General features: G+C 74.3%; 12 protein-coding genes. 6 read left to right on the plus strand and 6 right to left on the minus strand.

Annotated features, from left to right (window positions below; genetic code table 11):
* The first annotated feature begins 249 nt into the window (after positions 1-249).
* The 4 genes from HPY23_RS21845 to HPY23_RS21860 all read left to right on the plus strand — a co-directional run bounded on the left by HPY23_RS21845 (position 250) and on the right by HPY23_RS21860 (position 3682).
* The gene (locus HPY23_RS21845; protein WP_091888721.1) at positions 250-1233 is read left to right on the plus strand and encodes a DMT family transporter; all 984 of its coding nucleotides are present in this window, start codon (positions 250-252) and stop codon (positions 1231-1233) included.
* Positions 1234-1371: 138 nt separating this feature from the next.
* Positions 1372-2085 (plus strand): thiamine phosphate synthase, encoded by a 714-nt coding sequence (gene thiE, locus HPY23_RS21850; protein WP_091888723.1) that lies wholly within the window; start codon positions 1372-1374, stop codon positions 2083-2085.
* A gap of 40 nt (positions 2086-2125) precedes the next feature.
* Positions 2126-2926 (plus strand): bifunctional hydroxymethylpyrimidine kinase/phosphomethylpyrimidine kinase, encoded by an 801-nt coding sequence (gene thiD / locus HPY23_RS21855; protein WP_060846521.1) that lies wholly within the window; start codon positions 2126-2128, stop codon positions 2924-2926.
* A 135-nt stretch (positions 2927-3061) separates the two neighbouring features.
* Entirely contained in the window at positions 3062-3682 is a 621-nt protein-coding gene (locus HPY23_RS21860) for a helix-turn-helix domain-containing protein (protein WP_091888725.1), read from the plus strand.
* A gap of 217 nt (positions 3683-3899) precedes the next feature.
* Here HPY23_RS21860 and HPY23_RS21865 read toward each other — a convergent pair whose 3' ends face one another.
* The 5 genes from HPY23_RS21865 to HPY23_RS21885 form a co-directional block, all read right to left on the minus strand.
* Positions 3900-4511 (minus strand): ABC-type transport auxiliary lipoprotein family protein, encoded by a 612-nt coding sequence (locus tag HPY23_RS21865; RefSeq protein WP_060849285.1) that lies wholly within the window; start codon positions 4509-4511, stop codon positions 3900-3902.
* Between the two features lie 122 nt (positions 4512-4633).
* The gene (locus HPY23_RS21870; protein ID WP_091888727.1) at positions 4634-5713 is read right to left on the minus strand and encodes an MlaD family protein; all 1080 of its coding nucleotides are present in this window, start codon (positions 5711-5713) and stop codon (positions 4634-4636) included.
* 158 nt (positions 5714-5871) lie between these two features.
* Entirely contained in the window at positions 5872-6651 is a 780-nt protein-coding gene (locus tag HPY23_RS21875) for an ABC transporter ATP-binding protein (RefSeq protein WP_413231079.1), read from the minus strand.
* Positions 6652-6741: 90 nt separating this feature from the next.
* The gene (locus tag HPY23_RS21880) at positions 6742-7872 is read right to left on the minus strand and encodes an MlaE family ABC transporter permease (RefSeq protein WP_091888747.1); all 1131 of its coding nucleotides are present in this window, start codon (positions 7870-7872) and stop codon (positions 6742-6744) included.
* Positions 7873-7978: 106 nt separating this feature from the next.
* Positions 7979-9145, minus strand: coding sequence for an MFS transporter (locus tag HPY23_RS21885; RefSeq protein ID WP_244537635.1), 1167 nt, complete (start codon positions 9143-9145; stop codon positions 7979-7981).
* A 178-nt stretch (positions 9146-9323) separates the two neighbouring features.
* On the opposite strand from HPY23_RS21885, the gene HPY23_RS21890 reads away from it, so the two are divergent.
* Together HPY23_RS21890 and HPY23_RS21895 are read left to right on the plus strand one after the other, a co-directional pair.
* On the plus strand, positions 9324-10175 hold the full coding sequence (locus HPY23_RS21890) for a hypothetical protein (RefSeq protein ID WP_236012462.1): 852 nt from the start codon (positions 9324-9326) through the stop codon (positions 10173-10175).
* Positions 10176-10314: 139 nt separating this feature from the next.
* Positions 10315-10755 (plus strand): DUF1489 family protein, encoded by a 441-nt coding sequence (locus HPY23_RS21895; RefSeq protein ID WP_091888731.1) that lies wholly within the window; start codon positions 10315-10317, stop codon positions 10753-10755.
* A gap of 373 nt (positions 10756-11128) precedes the next feature.
* Here the strand turns inward: HPY23_RS21895 and HPY23_RS21900 are convergent.
* The coding region (locus HPY23_RS21900) for an apolipoprotein A1/A4/E family protein (RefSeq protein WP_236017697.1) at positions 11129-16508 on the minus strand (5380 nt) is incomplete at its 5' end.

A 16508-nucleotide genomic window follows, 5' to 3' on the forward strand; every position in this document is an offset into this window, starting at 1 on the left:
GGCGGCGTCTCGCGCCAGCCAAACCCCATTCGCGTATCACTTTGATGACGCGCGGGCAGAGCGTCGAACCTCGGCCGGGGATGCAGGCCGAGATTCGTTTGCGGAGACTTAAAGGCGACCATGCGGATCGCGCAGGTCAGCCGCTCGGGGAGGCCTCTACCTCGGCCGTGCCGATTCGTGGTTCTGACAGGACGCCGCGATCGACGCGACCGTGCCTTCCCCGCTCCGCCAAGAAAAAGCGCCCCGCCCATGGCAGCCCCCCTCGTCGTCCCCGGCCGGTCGGTCACCGGAGCTGGCGCGTCGGGGCGCGGTGCCGCCCGGCCCTATCTCGGCATCGGTCTCAAGGTCCTCTCGGCGCTCGCCTTCACGCTGATGTCCGCCGGCGTGAAGACCTTGGCTGACCGGTTCCCGACCGGCGAGATCGTGTTCTTCCGCTCCTTCATCGCCATCGCGCCGCTGCTGGTGTGGCTGCGCTGGCAGGGCGGCGTGATCGAGGCGGTGCGCACGCAGAACCTCAAGGGGCACATGCTGCGCAGCATCATCGGCGCCTGCGGCATGTTCGCGGGCTTTGCCGGCCTGTCCTTCCTGCCGCTCTCCGACGCGGTGGCGATCGGCTACGCCTCGCCGCTCCTCGTCGTGGTGCTCGCGGCCATCGTGCTGCGTGAGAAGGTCCAGGCCTATCGCTGGGCCGGCGTCAGCGTCGGCTTCCTCGGCGTCCTGATCACGCTCGCCCCGCATCTCGAATTCGGCGGCGCGGGCGGGGGCGGCACCACCGGCGCGCTGTTCGCGATCCTGGCGGCGGCCTGCTCGGCGGCGGCCACCATCCAGGTGCGCAAGCTCACCGGCACCGAGCGCACCGGCGCCATCGTGCTGTACTTCTTCCTGTTCACCTCGCTGCTCGGCCTCTCGACGGTCGTGCTCGGCTGGAAGATGCCGGGCTGGACCGACCTCGCGCTGTTCGTCGTCGTCGGCGTGCTCGGCGGCATCGGCCAGATCCTGCTCACCGAGAGCTACCGGCACGGCGACGCTTCGCTGGTCGCGCCCTTCGAGTACACCACGATGCTGTGGTCGGTGCTGATCGGCTGGTTCGTGTTCGGCCAGCTGCCCACCGCCTCGATCGCGCTCGGCGGCGGCATCGTGGCGGCGGCCGGCGTGTTCGTGGTCTGGCGCGAGCGGCGCCTGGTGGTCGAGCGGGCCCGCGAGGCCGCGGCTGGCGGGGCCCGGGCGGGCTGAGGACCCGGCGGGCCGGGTGCCCGTTGACGCCCGCGCTCGCCCGCCCTTACTCCGGGAGAAACGCCACGACGGCTCTCGCCCGATAGGAATGCCCGCCATGTCCGCACGCCGCCCCACGCCCCGCGCGGAAAATCGCCCGTGAGCGCCGGCCCGGCATCCGTCCCGGCCGCCACCGTGCCGGTGGACCTGCGGCTCTACGGCCTGCTCGATGTCGGGGTCTGCGGCGGCGACGCCAGGCACCTCGCCCGCATGGCGGCCGAGGCGGCGGCCGGGGGCTGCACCCTGCTGCAATACCGCGAAAAAACCATCGCCAACGCGCGCGAGACGGTGGAGCGGCTGCGCCGGATCCACGCGGCGCTCGAGGGCACCGGCGTGCCGCTCCTCGTCAACGACCGGGTCGACCTGGCGCTCGCCGCGGGCGCCGAGGGCGTGCATCTCGGCCAGGAGGACATGCACCCGGCCGACGCCAAGCGCCTCCTGCCGCGCGGCGCGATCGTCGGTCTCACGGTCAAGAACGCGGCCCAGGCCGACGAGCTCTATCGCCTGCCGGTCGACTACGCCTGCATCGGCGGCGTCTTCTCCACCACCAGCAAGGACAATCCAGACCCGCCGGTCGGGCTCGACGGGCTCAACCGCATCGTCTTCCGGGCACGGCTCGCCCGCGGCGCCACCCTTCCGGTCGGGGCGATCGCGGGCATCGACCGCAGCAACGCCGCCGCGACGATCGGGGCGGGCGCCGACGGGATCGCGCTGATCTCGGCCCTGTTCGGCACCGGGCAGGACGTCGAGGCGCGGGCCCGCGACCTGCGGGCGGTCGTCGACGGCGCTCTGGCGGCCCGGGGGGCGGCATGATCGGACTTTGGTCGATCTTCGGCACGATTGGAGAGAAAGCATGATCGCCGTCACGATCGCGGGCTCGGATTCCGGCGGCGGCGCCGGCATCCAGGCCGACCTCAAGACCTTCTCGGCTCTCGGCGTCTACGGCGCCAGCGTGATCACCGCGCTCACCGCCCAGAACACCCGCGGCGTCCAGGCGATCCACGACGTCGAGCCGGAATTCGTGGCGCGCCAGATCGAGAGCGTCTTCACCGACCTCGACGTGAAGGCGCTGAAGATCGGCATGCTGTCGCGCAGCCCGACGATCGCGGCGGTGGCCGAGGGGCTCGCCCGCCACGCCGCCGGCCTGCCCCTGGTGCTCGACCCCGTGATGGTGGCCACGAGCGGCGACCGGCTCCTCGCCGATGACGCCGTCTCGGCGTTGCGGGCCAAGCTCGTGCCCCACGCCGCGGTGCTGACCCCGAACCTGCCCGAGGCCGCCGTGCTCCTGGGGGAGGGGATCGCGGAGACGGAGGCCGCGATGCTGGACCAGGGGCGGCGCCTCCTGGCGCTCGGGCCGCGCGCCGTGCTGATGAAGGGCGGCCACGGCACCGGCGCCGAGAGCGTCGATCTCCTGGTCGGACCGGGCGAGGCGGTGCTGCGGCTCGCCGGACCCAGGATCGAGACCCGCAACACCCACGGCACCGGCTGCACCCTGTCGGCGGCGCTCGCCGCCGGGCTCGCCCGCGGCCTGCCGCTGCCGGAGGCCGCCCGCGCCGCCAAGGCGTATTTGAGCGCGGCGCTCGCGGCGTCCAGCCAGCTGCGGATCGGCCACGGCAATGGCCCGGTCCACCACTTCCATGCGTGGTGGAACTGACGCCCGTCCCGTAAGAAACACCCTGCGCGGCCCGATGGACCCTTGCGTGCTCCCGGCGATTGCGTTTGATGGAGCGTACGGGCGTTCGGTATGCGGAACGCCCGGCGGTGATCCAGCGGGGTTCGGGGGCAGGCGATGGGCGTCGAGCGGGGGCGGGAGCGCACCAAGGACCTGTTGACCGGGGCGCAGGTGCTGTCGGGTCAGCTCGGAAAAACCATCCAGCGGCTGCGCAAGGCCTACAACCTGTCGCTGTCGGAACTCGCCGAGCAGTCCGGCGTCGCGAAGTCGATCATCAGCCAGATCGAGCGCAACGAGACCAACCCGACGCTGGCGACGATCTGGCGCCTGAGCCAGGCCCTCGACGTCTCTATCGAGCGGGTGCTCGCCACCGGCGACGAGGAGCCCTTCATCGAGAAGTCCTCCCGGGCCGATACGCCGATCCTCGTCTCCGACGACGGCCGGATGCGGCTCGCGATCGTCGGCTGGATCAAGACCGTCGAGTGGCTGCAATGGTACGACCTCTCGGCCGATCCGGGCGGCGTGCTCGATTCGGATGCGCACCAGCGGGGTTCGGTGGAATCCCTCTCGGTCCTCGAGGGCGAGTTCGAGGTCGACGTGGCCGGCGCGGTGCAGCGCGCGAGGGCCGGCGAGACCCTGCGCTACCGCTGTGACCGTCCCCACACCGTGCGCTGCGTCAGCGAGACGACCGGGCGCGCCGTGATGGTGGTCATCATGAAGGCGGCCGTGATGGAGTGACCGCGCGAACCGTCGGTCGATTCTGCCGGCGGATATTCGCGGAACGCCACCGGATCGGCGGGAAGACCTGGACGGCGCGGGCGAACTTCCGAGCCGCCCGTGCTCGCCGCCACCGACTTCCGCCCGCGGATGAATTTCCGGTCGAATATCGCCGGCCTCGCCTCCCGCCCGAGGCGGGCGGCACCGCCTTCATCGCCCCGAGCGCCGGACGGCGTCGTCAGGCCGCCGTGCCAACCCACCGCACGATGTCGGCGAGCACGGTCGAGAGCGCCCGGTCGAGCCCGTTCGCCGCGACGCCGGCATTGACCTCGGCGACGGGCACGCGGGCCTGGAAGATCCGGGCGGCCACCACCTTGCCGGTGGCGTCGGCGACGAGCTTGGCCGAGATGTCGACCACCGCCTCGCGCGAGCCTGCCGCGATGTCGAAGGCGCGGATCTCGGTCACCAGGATCGTGTCGGCCACGACCTTGTCGCCGGGCCGGCTCACCGAGCGCAGGCGGCCGGTATTCTCCAGGCTCTGGACCAGGCGGGCCTGCATCAGGCGAGGCAGGCGATCGGCCCACTGGCCGCCGCCGAGGAACGACAGCGAGCCGCCGGCCTCGCGCACGATGATGCGGTCGGCCTCGAAGGGCTGGAGCCCGACCGGCTCCGCCACCACGATGGAGCGTCGCGCCGCGCCGCCGCGGGCCGCGCCCGGGAGGGCGGTGAGGTCGAAGGTCGTCGGCACCGCACCGCTGCCGCAGGCCCCGACGGCGAGCGCCAGGAGGGCGGCGAGGACCGGGCCGGACCGGCGGGCGCGGCGGGAGACCGGGGAGGCCGTGATCGTCATGGCGGCGAGGGGACCGAGGACGGGGTGGGCCGGAACCGGCCCGGAAGCGTGACCGAACATGCCCGGACAACGCGCGGGCCCGCGCGCGGGTGCAATGCCCGCGATGCTGCATGGCAACATGGTCAGCGACCGTTGTATTCCGGCAACGTCGGCTTGCCGCCGAAGATCACCTGGGACGGGTCGCGCTCGATGTTGCGCACGGCGTTGTTGAGGGTGTTGAGGGTGCGCTGGCCGTCGGTCGAGAGCGATTGCACCTCGCGCCGCCCGGCGCCGCTGAGGCGGGTGACGCTCTGGGTCAGGGTGGCGGTGCGCTTGTCGAGGTTCTCCGACATGGTGCGGAAGGCGCGGCCGGCATCGCGGATCGAGACCGCGGCGTCGCGGACCTCGGCAAAGGTGCTCTTGCCGGCATCCCCCGAGGCCGAGCCGAGGAAGCCCTCGGCGCCCTTCAGCACGGCGTCGAGCCGATCGGCGGAGGCGTTGAGCTTGCCGGCGAGCGTGCGGGCATCGTGCACCCCGGCCTGCACGTCCGGCGAGGCGGCGGCGAGCGCGGTCGAGAACCGGTCGACGTTGTCGATGAGGCTGGCGAGCTTGCGCCCGTCCACCGCCTTGGTCAGGGCGTCGAGGGCCGGCGCGCTGTCGCCCAGCGTCTTCGAGAACCGCTCGACGTTGGCGAGCGTCCGGTTGATCGCGCCCTCGTTGCCGGCGACCACCCGGTCGAGGCGCTGGAGCATGTCGTCGGCGCGCTGCGCGATGGTGCGGGCGGCCGCCATCAGGTCCTGGATGTCGGAGGCGTCGGCATAGATCGTCGGGACCGGGTCGTCCTTGGTCGGCGCCAGCTGCGGCGCGTCGGCGCTGCCCCCGACGAGGGCGATCGACGCCACGCCGGTCAGCATGGTCATGTCGAGGCGCGCGCGGGTGTCGACGCGCAGGGGCGTGCCCCGGTTGACCTCGACGATCGCCGTCACCCGGCGCGGGTCCTGCGGCAAGAGCCGCACGTCGGTCGCCTCGCCGACCCGGATGCCGTTGAAGGTGACGACCGCCCCCTTGGCCAGGCCCCCGACGCCGCCCGAGAACACTATGCGCACCGGCATCCGGGCCTGGTTCGACGAGGACCCGCGCAGCCAGAACGCGAAGGCGAAGCCGAGCGCGATCACCGCCAGCGTGAAGGCGCCGATCAGGACGTTGTTGGCGCGGGTTTCCATGCCTTAACGGTTTCCATGCGCGTGCGGGGTAAAGGCGGGGGCCGGCAGGGACGGGGCGAGGAGCCCGCGAGCCGGATGCTCCCGAGCGGGCATCGCGGCGCAGCCTGACGTGAGAAGCTTAAGCGGGCCCGGGCGGCGGGCGGGTGCGGCATCGCACATCAGGCGACGCCCTCCACGATTCCGCGGGATGACGGCGCCTCCGGCACCACGATCGAGCGGGCGCGCTTGCCGTGGAAGTAGGAGCGCAGCCAGGGATGGTCGGAGGCGAGCATCGCGTCGATCGGCCCCTCGGCGATGATCTGGCCGTCGCCGAGCGCGGCGATGCGGTCGCAGGCGGTGTAGAGGCTGTCGAGGTCGTGGGTCACCATGAACACGGTGAGCCCCAGCGTGCGTTGCAGCGTCGCCACCAGCTCGTCGAACTCGCCCGCCCCGATCGGGTCGAGGCCGGAGGTCGGCTCGTCGAGGAAGAGCACCTCGGGGTCGAGGGCGAGCGCCCGGGCCAGCGCCGCGCGCTTGATCATGCCGCCCGACAGCTCGGAGGGCAGCTTGTCCGCGGCGTCGGGCTTTAGGCCCACCATCTCGATCTTGAGCCGGGCGAACTCGTCGAGCAGGCGCTCGGAGAGCCTCAGGTGCTCGCGCATCGGCACCTGGATGTTCTGCTTGACGGTGAGCGCCGAGAACAGCGCGCCCTGCTGGAACAGCACGCCCCAACGCCGCTCGATCACCCGGCGCTGGGCGAGGGTCAGGCGGTCGACGTCCTCGCCGAAGACCTCGATCGTGCCCGAGCGCTTCGGCACGAGACCCAGCAGGGTGCGGGTGAGAACCGACTTGCCCTGGCCGGAGGGCCCGACGAAGCCGAGGATCTCGCCGCGACGGATGTCGAGGTCGAGCCCCTTCAGCACGGTCCGCTCGCCGAACGCGACCACGAGGTCGCGCACGCGGATCAGCGGATCGTGCGCGCCGGGCAGGCGGCCGGGAGCGGCCGACGGGGCTGTGGAGGGATGGTGCAAGGGAAAGGCTCGCCTCGCTCAGAAATCGATGGCCGCGAAGAACACCGCGAAGAGTCCATCGAGGACGATGACCATGAAGATAGACTTGACGACTGAGGCAGTGACGTGGCGGCCGAGCGATTCGGCCGAACCCTCGACCAGGAATCCCTCCACCGAGGCGATGATGCCGATGATCAGCGCCATGAACGGCGCCTTGATCAGGCCGATCAGGACGTGGCGCAGCCCGATCGCGTTCTGGAGCCGGAACGCGAAGGCCTCGAGGGAGAGCCCGCCATAGAGCCAGGAGGTCAGCGCGCCGCCTGCGAGCGCCGCGAGGTCCGCCAGGAAGGCCAGCATCGGCAGCGCCACCATCAGGGCGATGATCCGCGGGACGATCAGGATCTCGATCGGGTCGAGGCCCATGACGCGCAGGGCATCGACCTCCTCGCGCATCCGCATCGAGCCGATCTCGGCCGTGAAGGCCGAGCCGGAGCGCCCCGCCACCATGATCGAGGTCAGCAGCACCCCGAGCTCGCGCAGCGACAGGATGCCGATCATGTTGACGACGTAGCTCTGGGCACCGAAGCGCTGGAGCTGGATGATGCCCTGCTGGGTGACGATGCAGCCGACCAGGAAGGCGATCAGCATGATGATCGGCGCGCCGCGGAGCGCGATCTGCTCGACCTGGTTGATGAGCGCCGGGCCGCGGAAGCTGCGCGGCCGGGCGAGCACCCGCAGGCAGCCCGCCACCACCTCGCCCAGAAAGGCGAGGCCGGCGAGCCCCTGATGGCCGAGGCTGCGCACGCCCGAGCCCAGGTTCGCCACCGGATCGAGGGGGTGGAAGCGCCGGGCGCGCGCCGACGGCGCGGCCTCCCGGTAGGCGACCTCGCGCAGCAGGATCAGGTGCTCGGGCGAGGCCCCCGCATAGGCCGTGCCGTTGGGCAGGGCCGCGCGGGTGCGCTCCAGCACCCAGGCGCCGAGCGTGTCGAGGCGCGACAGGCCGGAGAGATCGATGATCAGGGGTGCGCCGGCGGCGCCGGCCAGCATCGCGGCGGCGGCGCCCTCGACGGCGGGCGCCTGGTCGGCGGTCCAGCGGCCGGTGAGGCGCGCGGCGAGGCCGTCGCGGACGCGCTCGAGCGCGGCGTGGGCCGGTTCGGCCCCCCGCGTCATCGGTTCGGTCGGCACGGGCCGGCCTCCCTCGTTCGCCACAGATCCCCTCGGGCCGGTCCTATACCCCGGCCTGCTAACAATTCGCAAACCATCGGAGCCGGCGGGCTCACCGCCGCGCCGCCCGCGCTGCCGCGAGCGTGAAGACGAGGCCGAGGCCCGCCACCGGCAGCATCAGCCCGAAAGCGAGCGTCCCGCCGCCGGCCCGGTAGGCCGCGCCGCTCGCGAGCGTGGCGGAGGCCGAGGCGAGGGCGGCGCAGGCGGCGTAGGCCCCTTGCGCGGCGCCGCGGCCGCCCTCGGGGGCGAGGCGCGACAGGGCCGCCATGACGCCGAGCTGCGTCGCCCCGAAGGTGAGGGCGTGCAGGGCCTGGAGCGGAAGGACCAGGGCCGGCAGGCCGGCGGCAGCGAGGAGCCCGCCCCAGCGCAGGAGCGCGGCGAGCGCCCCCAGGGCGAGCAGACGGAACGGCGCGTCGCGCAAGTACGGGACGCGTCCGGCGACCGCGAAGAACCCGATCTCGGCGACGACGCCGACGCCCCAGGCGATCCCGGTCTCGGCCGGCGACAGGCCGAGGCCGACCCAGTGGATCGAGCCGAAGGCGTAGACGGCGGCGTGGCTCGCCTGGATCGCCGCGCCGGCCGCGATGGCGAGCCACAGGGCGGCGGGCAGGCGCACCCGGCCGGCGGCACGGCGGGCCGGAGCGGACGCGGTCTCGCGGCGCAGCAGCAGCACGGCGCCGCAGGCGGAGACGAGCTCGAGGGCCGCGAGGAAGCCCGGGATGCCGCCCGTGCCGACGAGGCCGAGGAGCCAGCCGCCGAGGAGCGTCGCGGCCAGGAAGCCGAGCGAGCCGCCGAGCCGGATCCGGGCATAGTCGAGCCCCGGCCGGCGCCGCACCGCGGCGAGGCTCTGGTAGTCGAGGCAGGGCACGAGCGACGCGCCGGCGACGGCGTTGAGGACGATCACCCCGGCGAGCGCAAGCCAGGACAGGGAGGCCGCGAGCGGCATCAGGGCCCAGGTCGCGGCGAGGCCGAGGCTGCCGGCCACCATCAGGGTGCGGGGCGGCACGCCCCGGTCGATCAAGCCGACGAGCGGCGCGGTCGCGACGATCCGCACCAGGATCGGCAGGGCGACGAGGGCCCCGATCAGCTCGGGCCCGAGCCCGAGGCCGGCGAGCCAGAGCGGCAGGAACGGCATCGCCACGCCGATTCCGGCGAAGACCGCCGCGTAGAGCAGGGCGAGGCGCAGGCCGTCGCGGGGGGAGGGCGGGGGGACCGTCACGGAAACCTTTGGGCGGCGGGACCGAATCAGCCGCCCCGGGGCGGGCCTGGCGTAAGCCGCCGTTAACGCCGGGATGTCAAGCCTTAACGACGACACGCCTGATCGGGCGACGCCATGCCGGCCGATCCGGCGGGCGATTGACAGGGCAGGTGAGATGGCCGGGACTCCTTCGCTCCCCATGCCGCGGGAAGAGTACGACGTCATCGAGGGCGCGATGCTGGAGACCGCGCGCGGGCGCTGGTTCCTCGGCGAGTTCGCGCGGCGCAACCGCCACGCCGATACCGACGTGCTGCTCCAGGCGATCGGCCGGATCGAGACCGTCGTCACGGCCGAGCGCGGCCCGCCCGGGATGGAGCGCCTGCGCTTCGACCTGATCGAGATGGCGAAGGCGATCAGCCGCACCAAGTCCGAGATCGCGGCGATCCATACGCCCGACCACGACCAGAGCCAGCTCGGCGCCGCCTCCGAGGCCCTCGACGGCATCGTGCGCACCACCGAGCGCGCCACCTCCGACATCCTGCAGGCCGCCGAGGAGGTCCAGGAGGTCGCCTGGACCCTGCGCGAGACCGGCGCCGAGAGCGCCGTCTGCGACCGCCTCGACCACAACGCGACGCAGATCTACACCGCCTGCTCGTTCCAGGACCTGACGGCGCAGCGCACCAGCCGCATCGTCAACACCCTGCGCTACCTCGAGCAGCGCCTGATCGCGATGATCGAGATCTGGGCCAGCGAGGACGATCCGCCGGCCCAGGCCGGGCAGCGCGCCGAGATGCCCGAGACCGCCCTCGACCAGGACGACGTCGACGAGATCGTCGCGACCGGGCGGGGCAGGGGACGGGAGGCCGACGCGGAGGAGGCCGAGCCCGCGCCGCGGCTGCGCCTCGTCGAGCCCGCGCTCGCCGACGACGACATCGCCTTCGTGCCGGTGCGCGAGGAGGCGGCCCCTGTCGACGAGACGGTCGACCTCGCGGACGCCTTTGCCGAGATCGACGACCTCGCGGTCAACGAGAAGCTCGCCCGCTTCACCTGAGCGACGGCGCCGCACCCTCTCGACACGCGGCCGTCAGCCTCTCGGCGAGAGCCCGCCTCTCGCGGCGGGTGCGCTGCCCTCGCGGCGCCACGATCGCCGCGCAGGGAGCCCGCGCCCCCGCTCCCCATCCCAGGCCGCGATGTCCCTGCATCTCCTCAAGCTCTGCGTCGGCTGCGAGTCCATCGCCGATCTCGAGGAGTGGATCGCCGCGCGCCGGGCCGAGGCCCTGCGCCAGGGCCGCCCGCCCGAGCAGGCCCACATCACCCGCATGGTGCCCAAGCGCGGCGACGAGATCGTCGGCACCGGCTCGCTCTACTGGGTGATCCGCGGTCTCATCGCCTGCCGCCAGCCGGTGCTGGCGATCCGCCCGTTCACCGACGCCGAGGGCGTCGGCCGCTGCCGCCTCGTCCTCGACCCGGCGGTGACACCGGTCGAGCCCCGGCCGTGCCGCCCGTTCCAGGGCTGGCGCTACCTCGCCCCCGCCGACGCCCCGCGCGACATTTCCCGGAGCGCCGCCGGCGACCTCGCGGCGATGCCGGAATCGATGCGGCGGGAACTGGCCTCGCTCGGGCTGCTCTGACGAAACGCCGACGGCCGTGGACGCACGTCATCGATCCCGGCCCCGCCGGTCCGATCGGGCAGGGCCTTCACCGCGAGATTCGATCCGAAGCACGGCCAGCGTCGCGCCTCCCGACGGATCGTCGGCGCGACGCGAGGCCCGCGCCGTCGAAGCCCCACCGGCGCCGACCGCACCCGCGGCGGTGTCCGGCCGTCTCGCGGGCGGGCACGGAGCCATCGGCGGCCGCAGTGTCGGCGAACGCCACGATCGATTTTCCCCGAGGCCACATCGCCGGCTAGCGCGAATCCCAAGGACCGAATCCCGACGAAAAAGACCCCTCCGACCCGGGTAAGGGCCGGAGGGGTCTGTTCGCATCGGAACGGGAGGGGGCGCGTCAGGCGCCCTCGAACCGTCCGCTGGCATGGGCGAGCATCGTGTAGACCTTGCCGCTCTCCGAGGTGAGGTAGGCGTTGGCCCGGCGCGGGTCCTGGTCGGTGCGGGAGACCTCGCCGAGCAGGCGTTCGAACTCCCGCACGTAGTGGTCGACGGTCCGGCGGAAATCCGGCTCGGCGCGATAGCGGCGATGGATCTCGTCGAAGGTCCGCTGGCCCTCCGCCGTGTAGAGGCGGCGGGTGAACAGGTTGGTCTCGCCGCGCCGGTAGCGCTCCCACAGGTCGACCGCGGCCGGGTGCTCGATCATCCGGGCGATGTTGCTCGAGATCGAGTCGATCGCCGCGGCGCCCGCGTCGTCGGCGGACCCACCGGCCTTGGCCGTCGCGGCCGATCCGATCGCCGATCCCTTGCCCTTCTCGCCGGCCTTGTCCCCGCTCCTGGCGAGCGGCGGCACGTCCTCGTCGTCGTCCAGGGAGGCGCGCGAGAGGAGGTCGGAGAGCCAGCCGCCGGAGCCGTTGCGGCCTTGAGCGTCGCCGCCGGTGCGGGCCGCAGCCTGCGGCGCGGCCGGACGGTTCTGCCCCGCCGGGGCCTTGCCGGCGTCGGCCGACGACCGGGCCGTCGCGACCGGCGGCTTGACGGCGGGCGCCTGGGCCTTGGCCGGCGGAGCCGCCGGCTTGGGAGCCTGCGCCGGAGCTTGGGCCGAAGCTTCGGCCGCGGGCGTCGCGGCCTGCACCGGCGCCTTGGCGACGGTCGGCTGCGGCCGCGGGGCCGCTGCGACCGGAGCCGCGGGCTTCGGTGCCGACACCGCCGGGGCGGCGGCCGAGGCGGAGCGGCCGGCCTCGGCGACGCGGGGCTGCGTCACGTCGACCGAACGCGGCGAGCGCTGGACCAGGGCCGAGAGCTCGTTCAGCGCCTTGATCTGCTCGGCCACCACCCGGCGCATCTCGCCGGTGGCGTCCTGGGCCTCCTGGGGGATGGAGGTCACGCCGCGCTGCAGGTCGCCGCGGATCTCCTCCAGGGTCTGGCGGATCTCGCCCGCCATGGCGCGCATCGACTCGACCGTGCCCTGGAAGCGCTCGGCGGCATCGCCGAAGGCGGTCCGCATCTCGCCCGAGGCGCCCGCCACGGCCTGGCGGACCGTCTCGGCCGCCCGCTCGCCCTCCTGGCCGGTGCCGGCGCGCAGGCGCTCGAACGCCTCCGTCACCGCGCTGCCGGCCTGGCGGGCGCCGGTCTCGATCTCGCGGCCGAGCGCCTGGGTGCGGGCCTCGATCGTCTTCAGGGTCGCCTCGACCCGGGCGCCGACGCCCTCGGTGGCGGCCGCGAGGGCTGCCGAGCGGGCGTCGATGCTGCCCAGCAGGGTGTCGATCTCGGCCCGGCGCTCGCCGAGCGCGGCGCTCACCCGGCCCTCGGCGCCTTCCAGGGCGCCGGTGGCGGCGGTGAGGTCGCCGATATGCTGGCGGGCGGTCTCGGTCAGGGCCTTGCCGCGGGCGTCCAGCGTCGCGGCGAGGCCCGCGGCCTGGCGCAGGGCCCCGGTCGCCGCGCCCTGGAGCGCGCCGACCTGCTCGGCGACCCGGTCCGAGGCCTTGGCCGTCTCGGCCGCGATCTCGGAGAGCGCCGCCTGGATCTCCTGCACCCGGCCCGACAGCCCGCCCTCGATCGCCGAGAAGCTCTCGTCCGAACGGCCGATCAGCTCCTGCAGCGCGCCGCTGGCCGCCTCGATGCGGCCGACCAGACCGCCGAGCTCGCCGCCCAGCCGCTGGTTGACCCGGTTGAGGGCCTCGACCGCCCGGGCCGCGCCCTCGTCGGCCGACCGGCGCAGGGTCTCGGCCGCCTCGCGGGAGAGGGCCGCCAGGGCCTCGGCCCGCTCGGCGAGGAGCACGGCCGCACCGCCCATCCCCTCGGTCACCGCCCGCTCCAGCGCCTCGCTGCGCTCGGCCAGGACCGAGACCAGCTCGCTGCCGGGGCCCTCGACCAGGCCGCGCAGCTGCGCCACCTGGCGGTCGAGCCCGTCGACCGTCTCGCCGCTCGCCGCCAGCGCCGCCACCAGGGCGTTGCCGCGCTGGTCGATGGTCCGGTGCAGCGAGGCGGTGGTCGCCTCGAGGCGCTGGCCGAGCGCGCCGCCGCGCTCGTCGACGATCTGGCGCAGGGCCTCGACCCGCTCGGCGAGGTCGCGGTTGAGCTCGCCGCCGCGGCCGTCGATCGCTTCGGACAGCTCCTTGGCGGTCTCGGCGAGCGCCCGGGTGAGGGTGGTGCCGCGCTGGTCGATCAGCGTCGCGAAGGCCGCGGCGCGGCGGTCGAAGCCCGAGCCGAGCTGGGCGCTGCGCTCGTCCATCGCCGCCGCGAGGGCCGCGGCGCGCTCCTGCACGGCCGCCGCGAGGGCCGCGGAGCGCTCGTCCATGACGCCGTGCAGGTTCGCGACCCGCTCGTCGAGGGCGGCGGTGAGGGCCGCCGTGCGGGCGTCGACCAGGGCCGCGTAGGCGTCGCTGCGGTCGTCGAAGGCGTCGGCGAGCGCCTCGCCGCGGGACGCCACCAGGGCCGCGAAGGCGCGCATCCGGCCGTCGATGCGGGCCGTGAAGGCGGCCGAGCGCTCGTCGACGCTGCCCGACAGGGCCTCGGTGCGGGCCTGCATCAGGGCGGCGAGCTCCGCCGCCTTGGCGTCGACCAGGGCGCCGAAGGCGTGCGCCCGCTCGTCGACGGTACCGCCGAGGAGCGCGAGCCCGTTCTGCAGGCGGTCGGACACCGCCTCGCCGCCGGCCTCGAGCTGGCGGGAGAGGGCCTCGACCTGCCCGCCGAGCACCGCGTCGAGGGCGGCGCGGCTGCGCTCGAGGGCGGAGGACAGCTCCGCCACCCGGTCGTCGAGCAGGGCGGTGAGCGCCGCGCCGCGGCCATCGAAGGTCTCGGCGAGGTCGGCGTTGCGGGAATCCAGCAGGCCGGCCAGCGCGTCGCCGCCGCTGCGGATCGTGGAGGCGAGCACGTCGATGCGCTCCTGGACCCGCCGGGCCAGCACGTCGCCGGCACCGGTCAACTCGGCGAGCGCCCGCTGGCGCCCGTCGATCAGGCGCACGAGGTTGCCGCCGCCCTGCTCGATCGTGCCGGCGATCGCCGCCTCGCGCTCGGAGAGCAGGGCCGCCAGGGCTTCGACGCGCTCGCCGAGCGTCCGGGCGAAGGCGTCGCGGTGCCCGTCGAGGGCGTCGCCGAGGCTGGCCTCGCGCTCGGCCAGCAGGCCGGCGACGGCCCGGGTGCCGCGGGACACGGCGTCCTCCAGAGTCTCGACGCGGGAGTCGAGGAGGCCGGCGACCTCCTCGCCCCGGGCGGCGATCGTGCCGGCCAGGGTCTCGCCGCGGCGCTCCAGGCTGGTCTCGACGGCCTGGGCGCGCATCTCGATCAGCGCGTCGAGGTCGGCGAGTGCCGCGTCGACCCGCCCCGAGAGGTGGGTGCCGCCGGCCTCGGCCGCCGCCGCGAAGGCGTGGGTGCGGGCGTCGATGAGCCCGGCCAGCGCCTGGGCCCGGGCCTCCACCGCCTCGGCGAAGGCCGCGCCGCGGCTCTCGACCAGGTGGTCGAGGGCGGCGAGGCGGTCGTCGAACAGGCTGGAGAGGGCATGGGTGCGGGAATCGAGGGTGCCGACCGCCCGGCCGACCCGCTCCTCGAGGGTCGAGGCCAGGCTGTCGCCCCCCTCAGCGAGCACGCCGCGCAGGGTGCCGACCCGGTCGTCGAGCAGGCCGCGCACGGCGACGGCCCGCTCCTCGAGCGCGTCGTGCAAGGCGCGGATCCGGTCGTCGAGCCCGGCCTGCAGCGCCTCGGAGCCGCCGTCCAGCAGGCTGCGCATCGTCGCGGCCTGCTCGTCGATGAGGTGGCCGAGCGCCCGCAGCCGCTCGCCGAACAGGCGATCGACCACGGCCTCGCGCTCGTCGAGGAGTGTCGCCAGCGCGGTCGAGCGGTCGCCGAGCGCCGTCTCGAGGCGGCCGGAGCCCTCCGCGAGCACCCGGTCGGCCTCCTCCACGGTGCCCTGCAGGGCGGCCAGCACGGTCTCGCCGCGCTTGCCGATGAGGTCGGAGAGGGCGAGGCCGCCGCGGTCGAACAGCCGCGCCAGCTCGGTCATGCGGTTGGCCAGCGTGCCGAACATCGCCCGGCCGCGCTCGTCGATCTCCTGGGACATCGCGGCGATGCGCTCGTCGACGAGGGCCGCCAGGGTCTCGGTGCGGCCGTCGAAGGCGGCGCGGATCGCGTCGGCCTGGGTCGCGAGGTCGCGGCTCGCCTCGCCGCTGTGGCTTTCCACGAAGGTGACGAGCTCGCGGGTGCGGGCGCCGAGTTCCTGATCGAGGCCGCGGGTGCGGGCCTCGATCAACCGCAGGGCCTCCTCGGCCTTCACGCCGAAGGTCTCGTCGACGATCCGGCCGCGCTCGTCGAGGGTCTGGGCCAGGCCCTCGAGGCGGGCGATGACGCGGTCGTCGAAGCGGGCGGCGCCGGCATCGAGCGAGCGGGTCAGCTCCTCGGTGCGGCGGCCGAGCTCGTCGCCGATCTCGTCGACGCGGGCGGTCAGGGCGTCGCTCATCGCCTGGCTGCGGGCCGTGATGGCGCGCGCCAGTTCGTCGGCGCGGCCGTCAAGCGCCTGGGCGACCTCGCGGCCGCCCTCGGCCATCACCCGCGCCATCTCGCCGGCCCGCACGATCAGGGCCTCGTTCAGCGCCGTCGCGCGGGCGCCGATATGCTGGTCGACATGCGCCACCATGGTGCTGAAGGTCGCGCCGATCTCGGCGGTGCGCTTGGCCGAGCGGTCCTCGAGCGCGCCGAGTTGGGCCTCGACGGCCTCCCGGGCCTCGCGGGTACGCTCCGCGATGGTCTCGGCGACGGCGCGGCCCTGGACCGTGATGAGGCGGTCCATCTCCTCCAGCCGCCCGGCGACGCTCTGCGTGAGGTCGTGGGTGTCGCGGGAGATGCGGTCGGCCAGGATGTCGCCGCGGGCGATCGCGTCCTGGAGCGCCGCGAGGCGGTTCGTCAGCACCTCGTCGACGGCGCGGCCGCCGGTCTCGGCGGCGCTCGCCAGCGCGGTACCGGTCGTCTCCAGCGCCTCGTTGACGCGCGCGCCCTGGCTCGCCACCGCCACGACGATGTCGCGGCCGGCCGCGGTCAGGCGGGTCTGCGCCTCGTCGGCGTGCAGGTCGATCATGTCGGTCAGCGCGCGGCTGTGGCCGTCGAAGGCCGCACCGACCTCGGCGAGGCGGGTGTCGAGGTCGCCCGCCGCGCTCTCGGCGGCGAGCGCCAGCGCCGCCGACACGTCCTCGGCCTGGCGCGTCAGGTGCTCGACAGCGGCGCGCAGGGTCGCCCCGGTGGCGTCGGTGCGCTCCGCGACGAGGCGGCCGGCCTCGTCCGCCGCCGCGGCG

Origin of the sequence: Methylobacterium ajmalii (assembly GCF_016613415.1) — a bacterium.
In the GTDB taxonomy this organism is placed as follows: domain Bacteria; phylum Pseudomonadota; class Alphaproteobacteria; order Rhizobiales; family Beijerinckiaceae; genus Methylobacterium; species Methylobacterium ajmalii.